Here is an 18,776-nt window from a genome sequence, read left to right as displayed (position 1 = left end):
CCCTCCGCATCCGGGGTCGTGACCCATGCCTCATGTCTTTGGTTCCGTTCATCAGACCACCCCCAGTGTCATGCGATCCGCGGCTTCTTGCCGTCCGCGGATCGCCTGTTTCATGTTATTCGGCCGCGCGCGACCAGTCGGCGACATTCCAGAACTCGCTGTCCCAAGCGTTCATCTGGACACCCGCCAGCGCGTTCGAGCTGACCGAGACGCGGCCCCGCGCGATCAGCGGCAGCAGCACCATCTCGTCGCGGGTCAGCATAAGGTTCATCGTCTTGGCCAGCTCCGCCCGTGCCTCGAGCCCGGCCGTCTTGCCCATCTCGACCGACATGGCATCGAAGGTCTCGCTGCAGAAGCGGGCGGCGTTCTCGCCCTGCCACTGGTTCTCGGGGCTGGGGATCGAGGCGCAGGTATGTTCCGACAGGAAGCTGCCCGGATCGGTGCCGTCATAGACATCCGTGTACATCTCGACATCGGCATAGAACTTGACCAGCGTGTCGGGCGAGCCGGGATCGCTGCCAAAGAAGACGCTGGCATCGATGGTCTTCAGCTCGGTCTCCACGCCGATCTCGGTCCACCATTGCTTGATCAACGCCTGGAAGTCCTGACGCACCGGGTTCACCGAGGTCTGGAACAGCATCTTCAGGCGCTGGCCATCCTTCTCGCGGATGCCATCAGCACCCGGCACCCAGCCGGCCTCGTCCAGCAGCGCCTTGGCGCCCTCGATGTCCTGGGTCAGGCAGTCGGGATTGTCGGCGGCGAAGATCTCGGGGGCGGGGACCATGTTGCAGGTCGCGCGGCCGGTATCGCCATAGCCGATCTCGTTCAAGAGCTGACGGTCGATCGCCATGGACAGCGCCCGGCGGACCTTCACATCCGAGAGGATCGGGTGCGGATGGGCCAGCGTCGAGCGTTCGCCTTCGGGCAGGCTCGACGAGGGATCGGTCATGTTCAGCTTGATATGCTCGACCGTGGCGCCGAAATCGACCTCGAGCTTGCCCTTGCCGGCGGCCAGCATCCCGTCCAGCACGTCGGGCGCGATCTGGATGTTCCAGGCATAGTCATATTCGCCGGTTTCCAGCACCGCCCGCGCCGCGGCCGAACTGTCGCCGCCGCCCTTCAGGTTCACCGTGGCAAAGGCGGGCTTGTCGGCCTCGCGATATTCGGGATTGGCCTCCAGCGAGGCCACGTCATTGGTGCGGAAATCGGTTACGCGGAAGGGGCCGGTGCCGATGGGGCCGAAATTCTGCGCGGTGCAGCTGGCCGAGGCGGCACCCATGCAGGATTCGAACTGCGCCTTTTGCAGCACCGGGGCCTGGCTGCCGACGAAGGCGTCGAAGGGATTGGGGCGCGGGCCGTCATAGGTGATCTTGACGGTCAGCGGATCGACCGCTTCGATCGAGGTAATGCCGCTGAACTTGGCGGCCTGGGCACAGCCACCCTCATCATTCATGCAGTAATCGGCGGTGAACTTCACGTCATCGGCGGTGACCGGCGTGCCGTCCGACCATTTAAGGCCTTCCTTCAGCTTCCAGGTGATGCTGGTCATGTCTTCCGAGATGCCGCCATTCTCGAGGCTGGGGATCTCGGCCGCAAGCCGGGGAATGATGCTGCCATCGGGACCGAAGGCGGCCAGGGGTTCGAGGATCAGGGACGAGGCCAGCATGTCCTTGGTGCCGGTCGACAGGTAGACGTTCAGGGTCGAAGGGGCCTGCCACAGAAGCAGATTCAACTGCCCATCGCTGCCGCGCTCGGCCATCGCGGTTGATGCTAGGCCCATGCCGGCCAATGCGGTTGCCGCGAAGAGTTGCGTGGTTCGTCTGGTCATCGGATCATACCTCCCTGTGGTTCCGAAAAACTGTGCGGCCCTGCAGGGCGCAGGGCCGCACATCGGGTCAAGGATGCATCACTGTGCGGCGCGATGCCAGTCTGCGGCGTTCCACAGCTCGCTGTCCCAGGTGTTCAGGATGACACCGCCAAGCGTGTTCGAATGCGCCGAGACGCGACCGCGATCGACCAGCGGGACGATGACCATGCTGTCCTTGGTCAGCATGTCGTTCATCTGTTTCGCCAGCGTGGCGCGGGCCTCGATCTCGCCGGTCTTGCCGAGTTCGACGACCTTGGCGTCATAGGCCTCGTCGCAGAAACGGTTCACGTTCTCGCCCTGCCACTGATCCTCGGGGCTGGGGATCTTCTCGCAGGTATATTGCGCCAGGTAGGGCTCGGGATCGGTGCCGTCGAAGTTGTTGGCGTACATTTCCACGTCGGCATAGAACTTCTGGAAGGTGTCGGGCGAACCCGCGTCACCGCCGAAGAACACCGAGCCATCGACGGTCTTCAGCTCGGTATCGACACCGATTTCCGACCACCACTGCTTGACCAGCGCCTGGAAGTCCTGGCGCACGGCATTGACGCTGGTCTGGTAGAGCAGCTTCAGCTTCATGCCGTCCTTTTCGCGGATGCCGTCGCCGCCGACGGTCCAGCCGGCCTCCTCCAGCAGTGCCTTGGCGCCTTCGATATCCTGCGGGATGCAGTCGGTATTGTCCGAGGCAAACAGCTCGGGTGCCGGCACCAGGTTGCAGGTCGGGCGGCCGGCGGTGCCATAGCCCACTTCCGTCAGCAGGGTGCGGTCGATGGCCATGGACAGCGCCCGGCGGACCTTCTCATCCGACAGGATCGGGTGCGGGTGCTTGGTGGTCGAGCGCTCGCCCTCGGGCAGGCTCGAGGAGGGGTCGGTCAGGTTCATCTCGATCCGTTCGACCAGCGTGCCGAAACCGGTGACCAGCTTGCCCTTGCCGGCGGCTTCCATGCTGGCCAGCACGTCGGGGGCCAGCTGCAGGTTCCAGGCATAGTCGAACTCGCCGGTTTCCAGCACCGCGCGACCGGCTGCCGCTGCATCGCCGCCGCCCTTGAGGTTCACCGTGGCGAAGGCCGGCTTGGCAGCATCGCGATATTCCGGGTTGGCTTCCAGCGACACCACGTCATTGGTCTTGAATTCGGTGACGCGGAAGGGGCCGGTGCCGATCGGGTTGAAGTTCTGCTCGGTGCAGCTCGACGCATTCGAGCCGAGGCAGGGCTCGAACTGGGCTTTCTGCAGGATCGGCGAGGTGGCACCGGTGAAGGCCGTGAACGGGTTCGGACGCGGTTCCTTGAAGTTGATCTTGATGGTCAGCGGGTCCGGCGTCTCGATATTGTCGATGCCCTCGTAACGCGCGGCCTGGGCGCAGCCCACATCGGGGTTGATGCAATAGCTGGCGGTGAACTTGGCATCTTCCGAGGTCACCGGCGTGCCGTCGGACCATTTCAGCCCTTCCTGCAGCTTCCAGGTGATCGACTTCAGGTCCTCGCTGATGCCGCCGTTCTCGAGGCTCGGGATCTCGGCCGCCAGTTTCGGGATCACCTCGCCCTTCTCGTTGAAGCCGGCCAGCCCTTCCAGCACCAGGCTCGAGGCTTCCACGTCCTTGGTGCCCGACGACAGGTAGGGGTTCATCGTCGACGGCGCCTGCCAGTAGATGATGTTCACCTGTCCGTCGGTGCCGCGCTCGGCAAAGGCGGCGGGAGCCATGACCGCGGTTGCGGCGGCGCCCAGCAGGATGGTTCTGAGTTTCATGAAACAAGCTCCTTGTTGGAAAACCCGGTCAGCGGGCAGTCAAACGCAGGGCGCGCGTCTTTGTGGCGTCGTTCTGACTTGGCGGCGTCGATGGCCGTCACTCCCCTGGCGTTCACCTTCCGGCCTCGTTGAGCGGGCGGAATGGGGTGAGTTTCAGCCGAGACCGTTTCGGAAATCAAGCTTAATTGCGGTTCGAGCTGATCGGGGTTTCAGGTTTGACTTTTGAGGCCGACCCGTTAACCATCTGCCGATCATCATGGATGGGAACGCCGATGCTGGACGAAAAACCCCTTGTTTCCATTGAGAAACTGCGCGTCGAGTTTGAAACCAACGATGGCGTGGTCGTCGGCGTCAAGGATATCAGCTTTGACATCAAGCCGGGCGAATGCGTCTGTGTGGTGGGCGAATCCGGTTCGGGCAAGTCGGTCAGCTCGCTGTCGCTGATGCGGCTGGTCGAATTCGGCGGTGGCACCATCACCAATGGCAAGCTGATGTTCGACCGTGGCAATGGCGAGGTGATCGACCTTGCCAAGCAGAATTCGCCGGTCATGCGCGACATTCGCGGCAACCAGATCGGCATGATCTTCCAGGAGCCGATGACGGCGCTGAACCCGGTCTTTACCGTCGGCGATCAGCTGACCGAGGGGCTGATGGTCCATCGCGGTATGGACAAGAAACAGGCGCGCGCGCGGGCGCTGGAGATTCTGAAACAGGTCCGCATTCCCGAGCCCGAGCGGCGGCTGGACCAGTACCCGCATGAACTGTCGGGCGGGATGCGCCAGCGCGTGGTCATCGCCATTGCCATGGCCTGCGAACCGCGCCTCCTGATCTGCGACGAGCCGACCACGGCGCTGGATGTGACCATCCAGGCCGAGATTCTGGCGCTGATCGACCGGCTGAAGCGCGAAAAGCAGATCGCCGTGCTGTTCATCACCCATGACATGGCGGTGGTGGCGCAGATGGCCGACCGGGTGGTGGTCATGTATCGCGGTGACAAGGTCGAAGAGGGCCCGGTCGAACAGATCTTCGAGGCGCCGCGCGAGGATTATACCAAGATGCTCCTGGCCGCCGTGCCGCGGCTGGGGGAAATGACCGGCAAGGCCGCACCCGAGCCGATGCGGCTGATGCGCGACGGCACGCGAGAGGCGGCGGCGCCGGTGATTTCCAAGGATCCGCGTCCGCTCTTGAAGGTCGAACACCTGACGACGCGCTTTGCCGTCAAGGGCGGGGTGCTGCGCCGCACCGTCGCGCGGGTCCATGCTGTCGAGGATGTCAGCTTCACCATCAACAACGGCGAAACCATGTCGCTGGTTGGCGAATCGGGCTCGGGCAAGTCGACGGTGGCGCGCTCGATCCTGCGGCTGGTGGAGCCGGAATCGGGCAGCGTCACGTTGGACGGCACCGATATCCTGGCGCTGTCGCAGGGCGGGCTGCGCAAGGCCCGGCGCGACATGCAGATGATCTTCCAGGACCCCTTCGCCAGCCTCGACCCGCATATGAAGCTGTACGATCAGGTGGCCGAGCCGCTGTTGAACTATGGCATCGGCAATCGCTCGGAACGGCAGGACCGGATTGCCGGTCTGTTTGACCGGGTGGAGCTGCCACGCAGCTTCATGCGCCGCTATCCGCACGAGATGTCAGGCGGTCAGCGTCAGCGCATCGCCATCGCCCGGGCGCTTGCGCTGAACCCCAAGCTGATCGTTGCCGACGAGGCCGTCAGCGCGCTGGATGTGTCGGTGCAGGCGCAGGTGCTGAACCTGCTGATGGAGTTGCAGCAGGAACTGGGCATCTCGATGCTGTTCATCAGCCATGACATGGCCGTGGTCGAGCGTGTCAGCCATTATGTCGGCGTCATGTATCTGGGTCGCATCGTCGAGATGGGCACCCGCCAGCAGGTCTTCGAGAACCCGCAGCACAGCTATACGCGGCAGCTGATGCTGGCGGTGCCGGTGGCCGATCCGCGCGAGAAGAAGATCAGCGAGGATCTGAACTTCAAACCGATTCCCTCGCCGATGCATCCGGTGGATTACGAGGCCCAGCCCTCGCGCTATCGCGAGATCGCGCCGGGGCATCGGGTGCTGATCGACCCGGTCACCCATTCCTGAGCAGGCGGACGGCGCCGGCTCAGGCGCTGGCCACCACCGCCAGATTGCCATGCGTGACCGGCGCGCGGCGCTGCTGTTTTTCCTTCATCATCAACAGGTCCGAGAGGTTCAGCCCGTCCTGCAGCGCGGCCTGCGACCGGGCGTAATGGCTGCCGAAGGTCAGCGTGACCGGCAGGCGCGTGCCGCCACCCAGATCGACTGTGATGCCGGCGATCTGGTGGCAGACCCGCTCCATCACCCGGCGGCTGTCCTCGGGGGCGACATCGCGCAGGATCATGACGAACTCGTCCCCGCCGACGCGGGCGGCCAGATCGCCGGTGTGCAATACCCGGCGCATCGCCTCGGCAACCGCGATCAGGCAGCGATCGCCGACCTGATGACCGTGGCTTTCGTTGAACGCCTTGAACTGGTCGATATCGGCGCTGATGACCAGCGCGCCCGCGTCTCTGGGCGCAACCGCCTGCCATTTCTCATAGGCGACGCTGAGACCGCGCCGGTTCAAGAGCCCGGTCAGCGGGTCGCGCATCGCAAGGCGCGAGAACTTGCGCTCCATCGAGATGGTGCGCAGCGCGCCGATCAGCAGCGAGCCGAGGAAGACCATGCCGACGACATTGCCGATGGCGACATAGTGCAGGTAGCCATGGGCAAGGGCGCGCAGGAAATAGTCGGGCCAGATCAGCGCCACGACCAGATAGGCCGACATCGACAGGCCCAGCAGTGCCAGCGGAATGGTGGCGTCGGCATCCCGCTCGACAAGCGAGGCGAAGGCCCTGCGCCAGACGACCGAGACGATGAAGCTGACCACCATCGACGAGACCCCGATCACCACGCCGTCGCCGCCGATCTGGACCCGGAACAGGATCGCAACGACGACCGTCGCCGTACCGGCGACCAGCCCGAAAAGGCCGGTGCTGAGACCGATGAACAGGCTGCGCAGATCGAAGAACACCCCCTCCTGCAGATGCAGCGGCGACAACATGGCGGTGCAGCAACCGATGCCGAAAATCAGCCCGAGCAGGGTCGAGCGCAGATGACCCGGTCCGGTCCGACGGATCAGGCCCCCAGCCATGAGCGAGCAGATCGACACGAGGCCGAACTGGTTGAGGACCACAAGTGCATCGCCGATCATTCAGCCTGCTTTCCGGGCAACGGCCCCTGACTGCCGCCCGGACCAACAGGGCGGACCGGGCGGACCTCGTTAACGATTCCGATCAGCCTGTTTAGAGCCAGGAGAGTTAACAAATAATTAATTGATTAATTTTGGGCTCGAAAGCGGCGGAATTTTGCTGCGACATAATGCGCAAGGGCGATAGTCTTTCGATGAAGGTCCGGCGCCGGGGCTGATCCGCGCCCGGCCCATTGCGACCCGCGCCGAAATCCTTACCCTGTCCGGCGAAGGAGAACCGAGATGCCAGTCAAGAACCGATTTGCCGAACTGCTGCCCGAGATCACGGCATGGCGACGCGACTTCCACGAACACCCAGAGCTTCTCTATGAAGTTCATCGCACCGCAGGCCGGGTCGCCGATCTGCTGCGCGAGTTCGGCGTGGACGAGGTGGTCGAGGGTATCGGCCAGACGGGCGTGGTCGGGGTGATCCGCGGCAAAACCGACAGCAAGGGCCGGGTCATCGGGCTGCGCGCCGACATGGACGCGCTGCCGATCATCGAGCAGACCGGCGTGGAATATGCCTCGAAGACCCCGGGCAAGATGCATGCCTGCGGCCATGACGGACATACGGCGATGCTGCTGGGCGCGGCCAAGTACCTGGCCGAGACGCGCAACTTCGACGGCACCGCCGTCGTCATCTTCCAGCCGGCCGAAGAGGGCGGGGCCGGGGGGCTGGCGATGATCGAGGACGGGCTGGTCGATCGCTGGGGCATCCAGGAATTCTATGGCATGCACAACATGCCGGGGATGCCGGTCGGCAGCTTCTCGATCCGTCCGGGCGCGATGATGGCGGCGGCCGACCAGTTCGACATCACCGTCACCGGCAAGGGCGGCCATGCGGCCAAGCCGCAATCGACCATCGATCCGGTGCTGGTCTCGGCCCAGATCATCACCGCGCTGCAGTCGATCGTCTCGCGCAATGTCGATCCGCTGAAGAATGCCGTGGTCTCGACCTGCGTGGTCTCGACCGATTCCACCGCCTATAACGTCATCCCGCAGGTGGTGCAGCTGAAGGGCACGGCGCGCAGCCTTGACCCGGATGTCCGCACCCAGCTGGAGGAGGGGATCACCCGCATCGCCACCAACGTCGCCGCAGCCTTCGGCGCCAAGGCCGAGGTGGTCTATCATCGGGGCTATCCGGTGACGATGAACAATGAAGAGGCGACGGTCTGGGCCGCCGACGTGGCGCGCGGCATTGCCGGTGACATCAACATGGACATGGAGCCGATGATGGGCGGCGAGGATTTCAGCTATATGCTGAACGAACGCCCCGGCGCCTATATCTGGGTCGGCAATGGCGATACGGCCATGGTCCATCACCCGGCCTATAATTTCAACGACGAGACCATTCCGGCCGGCAGCAGCTGGTATGCGGGCATGGTCGAGGCACGGATGCCTGCGGCCTGATGTCGCGCCGGGGATGATCCCGGACAAAGGAAAGCGCCCCGGAAGCCTGGCTCCGGGGCGCTTTTTCTTGAACGGTGACGCGACGTATCAGGCGCGCTCGCTGTATTCGAACAGTTCGGTATTGACAATGATGTCCTCGCCCTCGCCGACGAAGGGCGGGATCATGACGCGGACGCCATTGTCCAGAATCGCCGGCTTGTAGCTGTTGGCGGCGGTCTGACCCTTCACCACCGGCTCGGTCTCGACGACCTTGCAGGTGACCTTTTGCGGGATCGACACCGACAGCGCCTCGTCGCCGTAATATTCGACGGTTGCGGTCATGCCGTCCTGCAGGAAGGGGCGGCGGTCGCCCAGCAGGTCGGAATCCAGCTCGGTCTGTTCGAAGGTCTCGCTGTCCATGAAGACCAGCTTGCCATCGGATTCATACAGGAATTGCTGGTCTTTCTGCTCCAGCCGAACCTGCTCGACCTTGTCTTCGCTGCGGAAGCGCTCGTTCAGCTTGCGGCCGTCGCGCAGGTTCTTCAGCTCGACCTGGGCGAAGGCACCGCCCTTGCCGGGCTTCACATGGTTGACCTTGACGGCTGCCCAGAGGCCCCCGTCATGCTCCAGCGTATTGCCGGGACGAATCTCGTTGCCGTTGATCTTGGGCATTTGAAACCTTGAAACTGTGGTGATTTTTTGGGCAGGCGCCGGTTGACCGGCAATCGCGCGCACCTATATCGGTGCCGGGCCGGGCTGGCAACCTTTTGCGGGTTGACGGCGTTGGCCCTTGCTTACCGGCGCTGTCGCGCAACTGCAAGAAGATGTCGGTCTCGGAATAAAGTCTTGCCGGATGTGGCGATATGCAGTTACTGCATGGCTGTTCTGCACTGGGGGGCATACCGAATCAGGGGTTTGATCGGCTAATCAATGCGGCACCGCAGAAACGCCGGTCGAGCAAAACGAACGGCAGGCCCGATGGGCCGGCTGCTAATCAGAATAACAGGACGAACGACATGCGTGATTTCGTTGACGGTTCCGCTTTCAATTTCGAACAAGGTCAGCGCGCCCGCAAGCTTTTTGCCGCCGTCGTACTGGCGGCGCTGGATGATGCGATTGCCGATGACAAGAAATATGGCAATGGCCCGGAACAGATTGCCCGTTGGGCGCGCTCGCGCGATGGCCGCGAAGTGCTGTCCTGCGCCGGCATCGACCCGAACGAGCGGGTGGTGAAGGGGCTGATGGAATTCGTGTCCAAGGGCGTGCGCACCTCGGTCGCGCTGTCGCGCGAGGAAAGCGAACGCCGCATGGCCGCCGAGGCGGACGAGGCCGAAGCCGCCTGATCCAACAGGACCAACGCCGGTGAACAGGGACCGCCGCAGGGCGGTCCTTTTCGTTTCGGCGGGTCGCTATAGCTGCGTCACCACCCGCTGCTCGTAGAAGCGCCAGACATCCTCGGCCCGGCAGAGATCGGTGGCGGGCGTCATGCAGGCTGCCGAGGCGGCGGCGGCACCAAGCGCCAGCGTCTCATGGACCGGCTGGTTGCGGGCGGTGGCCAGCAGGAAGCCGGCGACGAAGCTGTCACCTGCGCCCACGGCGCTGACCACCGGCACCGAGATCGCCTCGGCGTGCCAGACGCCCTCGTCCCCGGCGATCACGGAACCATCCGCCCCGCGTGCCACGATCACCGCCCGGGCCACGCCGTCGCGCACCAGCCCGGCGGCGAACTCGGCGCTGTCGCGGCGATGGGGCAGGGGGCGGCCCGCCAGCCCCTCGGCCTCGAGACTGTCCATGCGCAGCACGTCGACCGGGGTGGACGAGGCGGCAATGGCCCGCAGCGCCTCGCCCGAGGTATCGACCAGCAGCCGCGCCGCGCTGTCCTTCAGCCGCACCGCCAGCATCTGCGCAAAGCCTGCCGGCACACCGGGCGGGTTCGAGCCCGACAGCACCACCCAGCCTCCCGCCCGCGCCGCCTCGGCGATGGCTGACATGGCATCGGCCACATGGGCGCGGTGCCATTCCGGCCCCGGCAGGACAAAGCGGAACTGATGGCCGGTCTCGCGTTCCGACACTGCCAGCGATTGCCGGGTCTCGCCCGGCGCGGTCAGGCGCATGACGCTGAGCCCGTCGGATTTCAGCATGTCGGCGATGCGCGTGCCTGTGGCGCCGCCAAGCGCGACCAGCGCCGTCGATTGCCCGCCGAGGATCTGGATGGCGCGGCTGACATTGATGCCGCCGCCACCCGGATCGACCTCGGGCTTCTCGCAGCGCAGCTTCTGGTCCGGCACCACGCGCTCGATCCCCGTGGACAGGTCCAGCGCCGGGTTCAGCGTGATGGTCAGGATCGGTTCCTGCATCACTCCCACCAGCGGTCGATGGTGGCGATGTCCTCGTCGGACCAGCCGAAATGATGCGCCAATTCGTGCACGACGATATGCCCGACCAGATCGCCGAGGGTGACATTCCCGCGCGAAGCCCATTCGTCCAGGATCGCCCGGCGGAACAGCCAGATGATGTCCGGCGAGCCCGGTTGGTCGGCAAAGGACTTCTCGGTCAGCGGGATGCCCTCGTAGAGCCCGGTCAGCTCGAAGGCATCATCCACTTGCAGCTCGTCCAGCACCTCTTCGGGGGCGAATTCGGCCACCTGCACAGCCACGTTCTGCGCATGGGCGGTGAAGGCCTCGGGCAGGGCGGCCATCGCGGCGCGGGCCATCGCCTCGATTTCGGCGGCGTCGGGGGCGGTCAGATCGGTCCAGTCGGCCATTCGTTACCTCGCTTCTCTGCCCCTCATATGGACAAAATCCGGCCATTGTGAAAGAGCGGGCGGGTACAGGAGACCGCCATGACCACCACCCGCTTCGCCCCGTCGCCCACCGGCCACATCCATGTGGGCAACCTGCGCACGGCGCTGTTCAACTATCTGATCGCACGCAAGGCGGGCGGCAGCTTCATCCTGCGGCTGGACGATACCGACCAGGAACGCAGCAAGGAAGAATATGCCGATGGCATCAAGCGCGATCTGGACTGGCTGGGCCTGAACTGGGACCGTGTCGAGCGCCAGTCGCTGCGTCTTGACCGCTATGCCGAGGCGGCGAACCAGCTGCGCGGCAGCGGCCGGCTTTACGAGGTGTTCGAGACCCCGACCGAGCTGGACCTGAAGCGCAAGAAGCAGCTGAACATGGGCAAGCCCCCGGTCTATGACCGTGCCGGACACGCGCTGTCCGAGGCCGACAAGGACCGCCTGCGGGCCGAGGGGCGCGAGGGCTACTGGCGCTTCCTCTTGGACCAGGAGCGCATCGAATGGACGGATGGCATCCTGGGCGATATTTCCATCGACGCGGCCTCGGTCAGCGATCCGGTGCTGATCCGCGCCGACGGGCAGGTGCTGTATACCTTCGCCAGTTCCGTCGATGACACCGACATGGGCGTCACCGACATCGTGCGCGGTGCCGACCATGTGACCAATACCGCCACCCAGATCCAGATCATCAAGGCCATCGGCGGCACGCCCCCGCGTTTCGCCCATCACAGCCTTCTGACCGGGGCGCAGGGCGAGGAATTGTCGAAGCGCATCGGCGCGCTGTCGATCCGCGATCTGCGCGAGGCGGGCGTGGCGCCCGAGGCGCTTCTGTCGATGATGGCGCGCCTGGGTTCGAGCCAGCCGGTCGAACTGCGCATGTCGCTGGACGAATTGGCGGACGGGTTTGATCTGTCGCAATTCGGTGCCTCGCCGACCAAGTTCGACGCCGATGACCTGTGGCCGCTGACCCGCGAGCGGAACCAGCACCTGCCCTTCGCCGCCGTGCAGGACCGTATCGCCGCGCTTGGCGTGCCGGCCGATCTGGCGGAACGTTTCTGGCGCGTGGCCAGCCACAATATCACCAAGCTGAACGATCTGGCCGGCTGGTGGACGATCTTCAGCGAGGGCGCCGAGCCGCAGATCGAGCCCGAGGATGCCGATTTCATCGCCGAGGCGATGAAACTGCTGCCGCCGCCGCCCTATACCGATGCGACCTGGGGCGAGTGGACCGCCGCGGTGAAAGAGGCGACGGGCCGCAAGGGCAAGGGCCTGTTCATGCCGCTGAGGAAGGCGGTGACCGGGCAGGCGCATGGTCCCGAGATGGCTGATGTGATGCCGCTTCTGCAGGTCGTCCGGGCGCGGGGCTGAAAGCCCGAGAGGCTGAGGCGCTGGAAAAACAGCGATAACGGTGGGCGTGAATGTCGAGTGTCGAAAAATCGGTAATTCGTGACGCGTCTCGCCTGTCCGTCGCCCCGATGATGGACTGGACGGATCGCAATTGCCGGATCTTCCACCGGATGATCTCGCGCCGCGCGCTGCTTTATACCGAGATGGTCACGGCGCCGGCGGTCATCCATGGCGACCGGGGGCGTCTGCTGGATTATGCGGCGGTCGAGCATCCCTTGGCCCTGCAACTGGGTGGGTCGGACCCGGCGGAGCTCCGGGCGGCGACGCGGATCGCGGCGGATTGGGGCTATGACGAGATCAACCTGAATGTCGGCTGCCCCAGCGACCGGGTGCAGTCGGGCTGTTTCGGCGCGGTGCTGATGAAGACGCCCGACCTGGTCGCCGATTGCGTTGCGGGCATGATCGCGGAAAGCCCGGTCGAGGTGACGGTGAAATGCCGCATCGGCGTGGACGAGCAGGACCCCGAGGAGGTGCTGCCCGCTTTTCTGGAGAAGATGCAGGCGGCAGGTGTGCGTCGCATCGCCATCCACGCCCGCAAGGCCTGGCTGCAGGGGCTGAGCCCCAAGGACAACCGCGAGATCCCGCCGCTGGACTATCCGCTGGTCCACCGGATGAAGGCGGCCTTTCCCGATCTCCACCTGTCGATCAATGGCGGGATCGAGACGCTGGACGCCGCGCGGGATCATCTGGAAGTGATGGACGGGGCGATGCTGGGCCGGGCGGCCTATCACCGGCCCTGGGATATTCTGGGCGAGGCTGACCGGCTGTGGGGCGACACGCCGCCCTTTGCCGATCCGGTCGATGTGGCGCTGGCGATGCGGCCGCTGCTGCTCGATCATCTCGCAGCGGGCGGACGGCTGCACCAGATGACCCGCCACATGCTGGGCCTGTTCCACGGCCGCAGTGGCGCGCGGAACTGGCGGCGGGTGCTGTCGGAGGGCGCGAGCCGCGGCGGGATCGAGGTCTATGACGCGGCGCTGGCCGAGGTGGCGCAGCCGGTCGGCTGAGCCTCAGTGACTGCCGCACATCGCGTGGCGATAGTCCTGCGCGACCACATAGCGGCCATCCTGCAGCACCAACTGCCGCCCGGCGATGGCCTGTTGCAGATGGTCCGTCTCGGCCTTGATGCGCGCCTCATTGTCGATCCGCTGGCGCACGATCATCTGCGGATCGCCCTGCGGTCCCAGGATCAGCGTCGCCCCGCCGCGCAAACGCACGGTGCCACCATCGATGGTCACCAGCCGATCCTGCGTCACCTCGGCGATGATCGAGAAATCCACATAGCCCTCGCGCCCAACCCGCAGCGTCGGGCGGATCGAGGTGACAACTGGCGGGGACACGTCACCACCCTTGACCTCGCCGGGGTCGGCCAGCCCCATCTCGCGCGCCAGTCGCGGATCGTCATCGATAGCCAGCGCCAGCGCCTGTGCCTGCCGGCGCACCTCATCCGCCGAACGCGGCAGCACCGGTGAGATGTCGAAGCGCAGTTCCGACAGGGCAAGACCCGGGATGCGCGAGACCGGGATGCTGGGCGCGTTCCATCGTAGCTCGGCCTCGGAGACGACATCGATATCCTCGGGATAGATGCCACGGTTGCGAAAGGCCTCGATCAGGCTCTCGCGATAGCCATAGCGATCATCCGCGACCAGGATCTGGTCGGCGGTGATCAGCGCGCGCAGGTAATCGGCAAAGCGGATCGAGGCCGGCGGGCAATAGTCCAGCGCCCGGATGCAGATTTCCAGAAAATGCCCTGCGGTGGTGGCGGCGATGTGCTGGATCTGCTCGATCAGATAGCGGTCTGCGACGCCGTTGCCCTGCGGCGCGACCAGATCCACCAGCGGCTTGATCCGCCGCATCAGCGCCTGAAGAAAGGCCTCGAACACCGCCGAGGACAACAGGCCACCGCGCTCATGGGCGGCAAGCTCGGCGGTGACATAGCGCGGCGTGTCGAAGGGCGCGAGACCGGCGTCGTAGTCGTTCGGCTCCACCGTCAGCGTCCGCAGCCCCGATTTCCGCACCAACCGGCCCAGTTCGGGCGCGAGACTGGTCATGAAGTCATATTTCAGCCCGCGCTTGCGGAAATCGGCCAGCACATAGGCCAGGTAATTCTGCCGGGTAAAGCGCGACAGCAGCGCCACGATATCGGCGACGGCCTCGTGAAAGGCAAAGACATCTGGATGCACCGGCAAGTCGTAATCCGGTCGCAGCCCGTCCAGCAGCGCGTGTGTCACCTCATGGGCCACCACGTCGCTGGACAGCGCGGTAAAGCGCAGCAGCCGGGCATCGGCCCGGGCGCTGTCGGGGCTGGCGCGGTCGAAGCCAAAGCCGATCTCGGCCCGGTCGCGGTCGTAATAGGCGTTCAGCGCCCTCTGGGCGAAGGGTCGCAGGCGCAGCGGCGGGTGCTTGTCCTCGCTCCAGAAGGCCCAGGCCACCGGCCGCCCCAGCGCGCGGCGGAACAGTTCATAGACCGACATGGCCGAGAAATAGACATTGCGGCAATGGGTCTCGAAATCGCCCTGGTCAAAGCCGAACTCACCGCCCCTGCTGCGGTCGAGATCGGGAAAACTGCGGTCCAGCCCGGTCTCGAAATCGGTGGCGCTGACGGCGAACAGCTTGCCCTCGGGTCCGGGCCGCAGCGGCTCGTGCGGGATGCTGATCTCGGAGAACGCGCCTTCGGAAATGCGGATCGCGCTGTCGACCGTATAGACCTGACCCTTGCGCAGCGCCGCGGGGATGTTGCCCTTCAGCAGGTAACAGGCCGCGGCCACCCCGGCCTCGCGGCCGATGAACGCGGAGACGGTGCAGCGGGGAAGATCGCCCATGGCTCAGCGCCCGGCCAGCGGAAAGGCAAGGTCGCGCCGGGATGGGTCGCAGTAGAGGCCCGGGGTCTGGTCATTGCCGGGGATCAGCTCGTTCACGCGCAGGCAGAAGTTCGCGTTGCTCAGCGTCGCTCCCGGGTTCTGCAGCAGGTCGCGAACCGCGCGCGTGAACAGGCCCTGCGGCGGCGTGCCGTCCTCCATCGCCGTCTGCGTGGCCGAGCAGGCGCTGAACAGCACATGGCCGGTGCCGTCATAGGCGCTGCGGATTCCGGGGTTGATCGGCGCGGTCAGCCCCCTGCCGCGACCGCTGCGGCCCGCCATGCGCAGGGTTCCCAGGCTGCGCTTGCGACCGCGAACCGAGAAGCGGGTGGCCGAGCCGGAAAAGCAGCTGTCCAGAAACACATAGCAGGCCGCCTGCGGGTTCACGCCCTGCAGGATGGCGTGCAGCTCGTCATCCATGATCGCATGGGACAATTGTCCGGTCAGGGTTTCGCTGGCATTCGCGGCAACAATGGCCTGATCGACGCCGCGGATCTCGGCATCATTGTCATCGCCCACGACCCCCTCTATCTCCATCCCGTGGCCCGAGAAATGCCAGACCAGGCTATCGCCCGGCGCCGATTGCCCGACAAAGTCGCGCAATTGCCGGGTGATCTGGTCGCGCCCCGTCTCTTCGCCCCGGATCAGTTGCGTGACGTTGTACCCCTGCGCCAACAGAAGGTCGCGCCAGATGTTCGAGTCGTTCACGCAACCCTGCAGCCGGTTCATCACGTCATAGTCGTTGATGCCGATGGTCAGCGCCAGCTTGCGACCCTGCCGCGCTTCGGCCGGAAGCGAGGGCGCGGGCGCCGGGTCAGTCGAGCCTGTGCCGCCCGCAGGCACGCCGGATCGTGCGAGCGCAAGATAGGTACGAACCTCCTCGGGCAGATCAAAGCTAGGGCTGTGCGCGCTGTCCCCGCGCGCGCTGTCCTCGAGCTTCGGGAATTCGGTGATCCTGTCCGGATCGCCGTCGCCGCGGATCAGCGCCATGACCGACCACATGGTTTCCGAGTCAGTGTCAAACGCGCCGTGACTGATCGCGCCGGACTTGAGCCGCTTGGGCGCATCCGGGGGCGTCGGCGAGAACACCATCGCCTCGCGTGTGACGCCCCCCGACCAATTCGACAGCAAGCCGACAAGGCGCCGGTCCGCGAGCAAATCCTTTTGCAGACCCGAAATCGGCTCGCCGAACTGTTCTTCGAAACCGCGCGACACCAGGTAGAGCAGCGACTTGCCATAGAGGCCCATGACATTGTCGTCACGCTCGAACCGATCCTGCATCGCGTATATGCGGGTTTTCAGCACGTCACCATGCGCAGCCAATCCATCGGCGTAGAGCCTGCAACTCGCCGCCGGGGCCAGGGTCTGGAGTGTTTCCACCGGGATCTTCTCGACCCGAAGCCGTGCGAGGAAGGCAAGATGCAGGATCGAACCGGCGCTGTGACCGACCAGATCGATCGGCGGGAAACCGGTGCCAAACGCCTCGTTCAACTTGGCGGCGAACAGCGTCAGTCCGAATTGCCGGCCATCGGCGGAACAGCGCGCCGCGCTGCGCTTGATCACGTCCCAGACCTGTTGGCCCAGCAGGTGAACCAGCCGCTCGATCGCCGCGTCGCGCATCTCGCCCCAGTCGAAGGGACCGCGCCGGTCGCCGCCCAGGGATTCGCGGACCAACTGCAGGATGCTGGTCAGGGCGTCGCTCTCCCAGATGCAGAAGACCGGGTAGACATCGTTCTCCAGCCACCAGCCAACGGTGTCGCGCGCGTATCTGACCGCGTCTTCCTCGCTGACCAACCCGCCATGGGCATAGACCACCAGCCTCCGCCCGTTGCCTGCCGCGATCCAGTCGCGGGCCTCGGCGGCGATGCGCGCCACATCGCTTTCCGTGGTCTGGAAATAGCCCCGATCCGACAGCTCGCCTTGCCGCATGTTGATGATGTGCAGCTTCATGTCGACATCTGCGCCGGCGGTGCGCATGGCTGGCGAGGCCGCGCGCTTGGGCGTTGAGGCCGCCGCCTTTTCCCGGGCAAGGCTCTCGTCATCATCCTTGCGCCGCTCGGCAAACCAGCGGACATGCGCTTCGACCACGTCGCGGTGACGCGATGTGAGCCGCTGCACGCCGGTGCTCTCCCGCTGCTCTGCCAGCTGGTTATAAGCCGCCTCGACCGCGTCGCGCGTAAAGAGTGCCGCAACCGCTTCCGGCCAGGCCATCTCCCGGCGTCCGCGCAGGGGCGCGCGCCCCGGCTTGTCGCCGACACAGTCGCGCAGGCCCAGCAGGGCCTGTGCCAGTGCCGCCAGCATGGGCGCGGCCTGATCGGGCGCGGCGGGGCAGATCATCACCCGGATGATCGTGTCGACCGGCTTCTCCTTGTCCTGCTGTTCGAGCCGGCCGAAATAGCCCATCACCGCCAGCGAGCCAGAGGGCAGAAGGATCAGTTGCGGCAGACCCCTGCCATTGCTGGCCCGGGCGATCTCATGGGTGATCTCTTCCTCGGCGGCGGTCCGCCCGGCGCGATCGACCAGCGCCTCATAGCTGCCGATCCGCGTCAGGGCGGGGCCATGCTCGACCAAGGCACGGATGCCCTGGGCGTCGACGAAGGGGGCGATGCGCCAGAAAAAGGCCTCGATCTCGGTCGGGCTGCGCAGGATGCGGAAATCGGTGACCAGTGACATGGGTATTCTCCCCACGGGATCGGGCGAGCGATTATTATATTATGATTTAATATTGGCAGAAATAGAAGATATTTATTACAATTATGATCGGTGGATGAACTCTATGTTGGAAATGCCAATAATTATATTAACGCATTGTAAATCAACATGAAATTCCGCCGTATGACTGCGCGATGGAGAATATTTCCGGATTGCTCGCGATCTCATGCCCGAAGGCCCCTTGGCCTATTGCCTGCAATAGCTCGCGCACCATCCGGCAGCTCATCTTGGATCGCGGGTACGCCGAGGCGCATTTGTCCTCGGGGATGCGGGGCTGCTCTCCCCCACAACCCTTGGCTGCGCCGCTGGCTCTGGTCAGCAACCGCGACAATGGGCTAGGACTTGGACCTGCGTCCTGATGTCCATGACCACCGAGGTTCCGGAATGAGTCGTTTTCTCGCCCCCATCTTTCTCCTGATGCTCGCGCAGGCCGCGAACGCGCACGCCGGCCATTCGCATGGCGATGCGCCCGCGCCGGTCGAGCCCGCAGCCGAGGCCGCCCAGGCCATGCCGCAAGATGCCGAAACCAGCGCGGCCTGCGACGAGGCTGCGGAGGTGCAGGATGCGTCGGCGCAGAACGCCACCGAAACGGGCGATCAGGCCGAGGCTGACGGGGCGACGACCGAGCGCGAGAGCACTGTCTGCCGCTGATTGTCACCGCCCTCCGTTGCGGGACTGCCCGCGCGGGGTTGGCGACTAAAGTGGCAGGGTGAAACCCGACGATCTCTGC

The 18,776-nt window shown here is 65.1% G+C and carries 14 protein-coding genes; 6 read left to right on the top strand and 8 right to left on the bottom strand.

What is annotated here, in order from left to right; all coding sequences use genetic code 11:
• Window positions 1–115: 115 nt before the first annotated feature.
• Both CX676_RS09845 and CX676_RS09840 read right to left on the bottom strand, forming a co-directional pair.
• Window positions 116–1,828 (bottom strand): peptide ABC transporter substrate-binding protein, encoded by a 1,713-nt coding sequence (locus CX676_RS09845; protein ID WP_101752463.1) that lies wholly within the window; start codon window positions 1,826–1,828, stop codon window positions 116–118.
• A gap of 78 nt (window positions 1,829–1,906) precedes the next feature.
• A complete protein-coding gene (locus CX676_RS09840) occupies window positions 1,907–3,610 on the bottom strand; it encodes a peptide ABC transporter substrate-binding protein (RefSeq protein ID WP_101752462.1) in 1,704 nt (567 codons plus the stop codon).
• Window positions 3,611–3,882: 272 nt separating this feature from the next.
• On the opposite strand from CX676_RS09840, the gene CX676_RS09835 reads away from it, so the two are divergent.
• Window positions 3,883–5,715: an ABC transporter ATP-binding protein gene (locus tag CX676_RS09835; RefSeq protein WP_101752461.1), complete on the top strand. Its 1,833-nt coding sequence runs from the start codon at window positions 3,883–3,885 to the stop codon at window positions 5,713–5,715.
• A gap of 19 nt (window positions 5,716–5,734) precedes the next feature.
• Here CX676_RS09835 and CX676_RS09830 read toward each other — a convergent pair whose 3' ends face one another.
• A complete protein-coding gene (locus tag CX676_RS09830) occupies window positions 5,735–6,844 on the bottom strand; it encodes a diguanylate cyclase (RefSeq protein ID WP_101752460.1) in 1,110 nt (369 codons plus the stop codon).
• Window positions 6,845–7,123: 279 nt separating this feature from the next.
• Between CX676_RS09830 and CX676_RS09825 the strand changes: the two genes are divergently transcribed.
• Entirely contained in the window at window positions 7,124–8,290 is a 1,167-nt protein-coding gene (locus CX676_RS09825; protein WP_101752459.1) for a M20 aminoacylase family protein, read from the top strand.
• Between the two features lie 87 nt (window positions 8,291–8,377).
• Here the strand turns inward: CX676_RS09825 and efp are convergent, their stop codons facing one another.
• Complete coding sequence (efp, locus tag CX676_RS09820) at window positions 8,378–8,941, bottom strand: elongation factor P (protein WP_101752458.1); 564 nt, start codon at window positions 8,939–8,941, stop codon at window positions 8,378–8,380.
• 344 nt (window positions 8,942–9,285) lie between these two features.
• On the opposite strand from efp, the gene CX676_RS09815 reads away from it, so the two are divergent.
• A complete protein-coding gene (locus CX676_RS09815) occupies window positions 9,286–9,612 on the top strand; it encodes a DUF6280 family protein (RefSeq protein WP_101752457.1) in 327 nt (108 codons plus the stop codon).
• 66 nt (window positions 9,613–9,678) lie between these two features.
• Here the strand turns inward: CX676_RS09815 and CX676_RS09810 are convergent, their stop codons facing one another.
• Complete coding sequence (locus tag CX676_RS09810) at window positions 9,679–10,626, bottom strand: 1-phosphofructokinase family hexose kinase (protein ID WP_198590168.1); 948 nt, start codon at window positions 10,624–10,626, stop codon at window positions 9,679–9,681.
• Entirely contained in the window at window positions 10,626–11,033 is a 408-nt protein-coding gene (locus tag CX676_RS09805; protein ID WP_101752455.1) for a metallopeptidase family protein, read from the bottom strand. The genes CX676_RS09810 and CX676_RS09805 overlap by 1 nt, the downstream gene beginning before the upstream one ends.
• Window positions 11,034–11,111: 78 nt before the next feature.
• Here CX676_RS09805 and gltX point away from each other — a divergent pair, with 78 nt between their 5' ends.
• Together gltX and dusA are read left to right on the top strand one after the other, a co-directional pair.
• Entirely contained in the window at window positions 11,112–12,437 is a 1,326-nt protein-coding gene (gene gltX / locus CX676_RS09800; RefSeq protein ID WP_101752454.1) for a glutamate--tRNA ligase, read from the top strand.
• A gap of 50 nt (window positions 12,438–12,487) precedes the next feature.
• On the top strand, window positions 12,488–13,483 hold the full coding sequence (dusA, locus tag CX676_RS09795) for a tRNA dihydrouridine(20/20a) synthase DusA (RefSeq protein ID WP_101752453.1): 996 nt from the start codon (window positions 12,488–12,490) through the stop codon (window positions 13,481–13,483).
• Window positions 13,484–13,486: 3 nt separating this feature from the next.
• On the opposite strand, the gene CX676_RS09790 is transcribed toward dusA, so the two are convergent.
• Both CX676_RS09790 and CX676_RS09785 read right to left on the bottom strand, forming a co-directional pair.
• Window positions 13,487–15,298 carry a gluzincin family metallopeptidase gene (locus CX676_RS09790; RefSeq protein WP_101752452.1) on the bottom strand — a complete coding sequence of 604 codons (1,812 nt, stop codon included), beginning with the start codon at window positions 15,296–15,298 and terminating at the stop codon, window positions 13,487–13,489.
• 3 nt (window positions 15,299–15,301) lie between these two features.
• Window positions 15,302–18,007 carry a caspase family protein gene (locus CX676_RS09785; RefSeq protein ID WP_101752451.1) on the bottom strand — a complete coding sequence of 902 codons (2,706 nt, stop codon included), beginning with the start codon at window positions 18,005–18,007 and terminating at the stop codon, window positions 15,302–15,304.
• Between the two features lie 423 nt (window positions 18,008–18,430).
• Here CX676_RS09785 and CX676_RS09780 point away from each other — a divergent pair, with 423 nt between their 5' ends.
• On the top strand, window positions 18,431–18,697 hold the full coding sequence (locus CX676_RS09780) for a hypothetical protein (protein ID WP_101752450.1): 267 nt from the start codon (window positions 18,431–18,433) through the stop codon (window positions 18,695–18,697).
• The last annotated feature ends 79 nt before the right edge of the window (window positions 18,698–18,776 follow it).

Origin of the sequence: Paracoccus zhejiangensis (assembly GCF_002847445.1) — a bacterium.
In the GTDB taxonomy this organism is placed as follows: Bacteria; Pseudomonadota; Alphaproteobacteria; order Rhodobacterales; family Rhodobacteraceae; genus Paracoccus; species Paracoccus zhejiangensis.
The sequence above is the reverse complement of the archived record's forward strand: the minus strand, read 5'-3'. Positions and strand labels throughout refer to the sequence as shown.